This is a genomic window from Allokutzneria sp. NRRL B-24872 (genome assembly GCF_002155965.1).
Taxonomy (GTDB): Bacteria; Actinomycetota; Actinomycetes; order Mycobacteriales; family Pseudonocardiaceae; genus Allokutzneria.
The window spans coordinates 1-2645 of record NZ_MUMH01000300.1 but is presented as its reverse complement, the minus strand read 5'-3'; the positions used below and the strand labels follow the sequence as shown (position 1 = coordinate 2645).

Genomic DNA, 2645 nt, shown 5'->3' with positions numbered 1-2645 from the left:
GCCTCCAGCGCGTCGGCCTGGCGGCCGTAGGAGGGCAACCACTGCAGGTTCACCGCGAAGACGTACTTGAGCAGGAACGCGAGGAAGAAGACGGGGACGGCGACGCCGATCAGGGAGCCGACGACGCCGAGGTTGTCCAGCCAGCCGCCCCGGCGCTTGGCCGCGAGGTAGCCGAGCGGGATGCCGAACGCCACCGCGAGCACGATCGCGAAGATGCTTAGCTCCAGGGTCGCCGGGAAGCGCTCCAGGAACAGGTCCATGGCGGCTGTTCCCGGTTGCACCCCCGTCGAGGTCCCGAAGTCGCCGGAGAGGGCGCGCCCGATGAACTTGAAGTACTGCGTGATGATCGGCTGATCGAGGCCGAGCTCGGCGGTGAGTCGCGCGCGCGACTCCTCGGTACCGCGCTCGCCCAGGAGGGCCGAAACCGGCCCTCCTGGGAGCGAGCGCAGCCACGCGAAGAGCAGCAGCGACAACACCGCGACGACCCCGACTAGCTGGATCAGCCGCCGCACGGTGAAGCGGAGCACTGGCTATCCCGTTGTTCTCGTGGTGGGAGGGGACGATCAGCCCTTGCTGACGGGGCCGAACTCCTCAGCGGTCAGCGGGCTGGGAACCAGGCCCTTGATGTCCTTCTTCAGCACCAGCGCCGGCGGCGAGTGCGAGAGCGGGACGGCGGGCAGGTACTCCTCCATGATCTGCTTGTTCAGGCCCTTGTAGAGCTGGTCGCGGGCGGCCTTGTTCGGCTCCGCGTCGGCCTTCTTCAGGTCGGCGCCGAGCTTGGTGCCCCACGGCGAACCGGCGGTGTAGAAGCGGTTCTCGGGGTTGCCGAAGAAGGTGCCGACGAAGTTGTCGACGGTGTTGAAGTCACCGGTCCAGCCGAGCAGGAACAGGTCGGCCTTGTTCTGGTCGACATCGGTGAGGTAGCCACCGTTCCACGGCTTCGTGGTCACGTTGATCTTGATGCCAGCGGCCTGGAGGTCAGCGGCGATCGCGCCGTAGATGTCCTTCGGGTTGGGCATGTACGGCCGGGTGACCTCGCTGGGCCAGTAGAAGTTGACCGTCAGGTCGCTCGCGCCCGCCTCGGCCAGCAACTGCTTGGCCTTCGCGGTGCTGTACTCGATCTTCTTGACGTCGGGGTTGTAGCCGTCGACGGTGTCCGGGATGAACTGCGTCGCCACGACGGCGCCCTCGGGCAGCTGCGACTTGACCAGCTGCTCGCGGTTGACCGCGTGCGCGATGGCCTGGCGGACCTTGAGGTCCTTGAGCTTGGCGTTGTTCTTCTGCGTGAAGCCCAGGTACATGATGTTGAACGCCGGACGGATCGCCACGTTGAAGCCCTGGTTCTTCAGCTGCGCCCAGTCCGCGGGGGCCGGGTAGTCGTAGCCGTCGATGTCCCCGGTCTGCAGCGCCTGCTTGCGCGCGGTCTCATCGGGGATGATCTTGAAGATCAGCTTGTCCAGCTTGGCCTTGTCCGCGCGGTAGCCGTCGAAGCGGGCCAGCTCGATCGAGTTGTTCGCCGTGTCGTAGTTGACGAACTTGAACGGGCCGGTGCCCGTCGGGTTCTTCAGCGCGTACTCGTTGAAGACGAAGCTGTCGCCCTGCGCCTTGACGTCGTCGGCGTTGAACTTCTTCATCGCGGTCGGGCTCTGCATCGAGAACGACGGCAGGCCGAGCACGTCGGGGAACTTCGACGTGGTCGCGGTCAGCTCGACGACGGCGGTCTTGGGGTCCTTGGCGGTGCAGGACTTGAACAGCGACGGCTTGGCCCCGTCGGCGAAGCCGCCGAAGTTGTCACCCCAGTACTGGGAGACGGCGTCGCTCTGGCCCGCGCCCTTCTGGTTGTACCAGCGGTTGAAGTTCGCGCAGACGGCCTCGGCGTTGAAGTCGGTGTTGTCGTGGAACTTCACGCCCTCGCGCAGGGTGAAGGTCCAGACCTTGCCGTCCGGGGAGGAGGACCACTTCTCGGCGAGCTCGGGCGTGGCCTTGGNNGGCGCGCCCTCGGCGCCGAAGGTCATCGTTCCGCCGACCTTGCCCTGACCCGCGTCGTTCCCGCGCTGCGACTGCGCGCAGGAGGCGAGGGACAGTGCGGTGACGCCGGCGACGCCGATCACCGCCAGCCTGCGCATGGGGGTTCTGAGCGCAGTGAATTTCTTGGGCATCGCGCACACCTCATGGTCCGATGTCACTGTGTGTGGTGGCCGACACTAACCCCTTACGAGCTCGTTGCCGAGTGCTCCAGGTCACGATCCGGCCACGCAGAAGTCCGTAAGATCGGGTGAATTTTCGCCGGTGTTACCCGCGAGTCACACCGCTTTCTGGCGTCAACCGGCTGGTACTACCGGAGGTGTTCCGCGAGGAGCACGTCGGCGGCCTCCCTGGTCCCGTCCACCGCGAACCAGCCCGCCTCGAAGTCCTGCCAGCGGGAAAGCGGTGCTGCGCAGGTTTCGCCGTCCCTGGCAACAGCCCTCTTCAGGCGAAGCTCGCGATCACCGGAACAGACCCACACCAACACGGACAGCGACGACCTGATCGAGCGACGGCCGCTGGAGACACCCTCGACGACCAGGATCTCGGGCGTGTCGATGCGGACTTCTGGGCCCGTCCGGGTCAAGCCATCCGACCATTCGGTGCGCCGGTAAACGGCG

Annotated in this window: 2 protein-coding genes and 1 pseudogene; all 3 read right to left on the bottom strand. The window is 66.3% G+C overall.

Annotated elements, in window-relative coordinates; all coding sequences use genetic code 11:
- A partial coding sequence (locus CCN37_RS37595; RefSeq protein ID WP_143262032.1) for an ABC transporter permease occupies nucleotides 1–527 on the bottom strand: 527 nt, incomplete at its 3' end.
- A gap of 36 nt (nucleotides 528–563) precedes the next feature.
- Nucleotides 564–2159 (bottom strand): ABC transporter substrate-binding protein, encoded by a 1596-nt coding sequence (locus CCN37_RS37590; protein ID WP_086830180.1) that lies wholly within the window; start codon nucleotides 2157–2159, stop codon nucleotides 564–566.
- 176 nt (nucleotides 2160–2335) lie between these two features.
- Nucleotides 2336–2645, bottom strand: a pseudogene (locus CCN37_RS37585) (uridine kinase); the annotation flags it as partial.